We start from the raw sequence: 1984 nt of genomic DNA, 5'->3' as shown, positions 1-1984 counted from the left end.
GGTTTTCATAATAATGCCTGATTGCATGACCTGCTTCTCCAGGCAACACATGTACGACTTAAAGGAAAAAGTCCCGCTCCGGCTCACCGGAAACGGGACTTTTTCTTTTAAGACCTAAAAACCCAATTATTTCAATACGGGGATCAGAGGTTTTCGGCGCCTGCGCCGGTAACAATATTGTAGTAATAGATATTTCCGCCTTTTTCAGGGTAGAAACCTATCAGCTTGAGGTTCTTTTGTTTTTCCACTGCGTTGCTGAGTTCATCCACAGAAGTGATCTGTGTATTGCCTGCTTTCAGGATCACAAAGCCGGGCGCCATCGTGGTTTGTTTTTTCAGGATACCGTTGCCGATATCATTTACCACCACACCGCCATTTACACCCAAACGGGCCGCCTGGTCTTTATCAAGTTCGGAGAGATCGGCTCCCAAACGGTCTAATGCAGTGATCTTTACCAGGTCTGTATTACCTTTCAGGTTCTTCATTACCACGTTATTCACGGTAGTTTCTTTACCATCGCGCAGGTAACTTAAGCTGATCTTATCGCCTGGTTTGTAACGTGCTACCTGTTCACTCAGCTGGGAAGTGGTAGGGATTTTTACGCCGTTCACTGCAGTGATCACATCGCCGGTACGAAGGCCTGCTGCCGCAGCGGAACTGTTAGGTAATACATCTGTTACCTGTACGCCGTTTACATCTCTTTTAATACCGGCATCCTTCAGCTGTTCATCACTCATATTGGCGATGAGGGAAGAAGGCGCGTATCTTACACCCAGGTAAGCCCTTTGAACGTTACCATATTTGAGGATATCGTTCACTACTTTTTTGATGAGGTTTACCGGGATGGCGTAAGAGTAACCTGCATAAGAACCGGTTGGGGAGGCAATAGCCGAGTTGATACCTACCAGTTCACCGGCAGTGTTCACCAGTGCGCCGCCGCTGTTACCCTGGTTTACCGCAGCATCGGTTTGTATAAAGGATTCGATGGCGCTGTTTACCCTGCCACCGCTTCTGTTGATACCGATAGAGCGGGATTTGGCGCTCACAATACCGGCGGTTACGGTAGCATCGAGGTTAAGCGGGTAACCCACGGCCAGTACCCATTGTCCTATTTCCACATTATCGGAGTTGCCGTACAACAGGTAAGGAAGGTCTTTGGCGTCAATTTTAATAACGGCCAGGTCTGTGCTGGGGTCTGTACCTACCAGTTTAGCTTTGAATACCTTGTTTTCGTTGCTGAGGGAAACGCTGATCTCATCTGCATCGGCAATTACGTGATTGTTGGTTACAATGTACCCGTCCGCAGAAATCAGTACGCCGGAACCGGAAGCCATCTGGCCCGGAACATAGTACCTGCGGCCATCTCCGCCACCGTTAAATTCATCTCCAAAAAAATCATCTCCAAAAAGATCCTGCAGGATACTGCGTCTTCTTTGCAGGTTATTACCATTGGTTACCTGCCTGGGGTTGATCTTTGTTTTGATATGTACTACACCCGGCACAGCTGCTTTTGCCGCGGTGGTGAAATCGGAGGGTGGGGTAGCATTTGCATTCCCTTCCGTACCCGGCATATAGCGGGCGTAATTAACAGGGATTTCGGTACCATTCTGGAAAACAATCGGCTGCTTCGGCTGAAAATATTTGCCATACACAAATATGGAGGCAGCTGCCGTTACAGCACTGAGAAAAACAGTTGTAACAATTTGCTTGAATTTCATATTATAGTGTGTTTGCGTGATAATTAATAATAACGCGGGGATATGATCAATTTACATGCCCTGACTACAAATTTAAATCGCACTACGAATCAAACGCAACAGAGGGGATTCACTTTAACACATTTTTATATCAATCGTTAAACACCCCTTAAAACCGCACTGACAGGCATGGCAGCCTGCCTGTCAATATAACAAGTAATTCCGACAAATTGTTAGCTTATGCAGCGCCTTCGGCGCTTTAAATTGTCTTGGAACACTGATTACGC

The 1984-nt window shown here is 46.8% G+C and carries 1 protein-coding gene; it reads right to left on the bottom strand.

Annotated features, from left to right (window positions below; genetic code table 11):
- Positions 1 to 143: 143 nt before the first annotated feature.
- On the bottom strand, positions 144 to 1718 hold the full coding sequence (locus VN105_RS27610; RefSeq protein WP_325646346.1) for a trypsin-like peptidase domain-containing protein: 1575 nt from the start codon (positions 1716 to 1718) through the stop codon (positions 144 to 146).
- Positions 1719 to 1984: the final 266 nt, after the last annotated feature.

Source organism: Chitinophaga sp., assembly GCF_035564935.1.
Taxonomy (GTDB): Bacteria; Bacteroidota; Bacteroidia; order Chitinophagales; family Chitinophagaceae; genus Chitinophaga.
The sequence above is the reverse complement of the archived record's forward strand: the minus strand, read 5'-3'. Positions and strand labels throughout refer to the sequence as shown.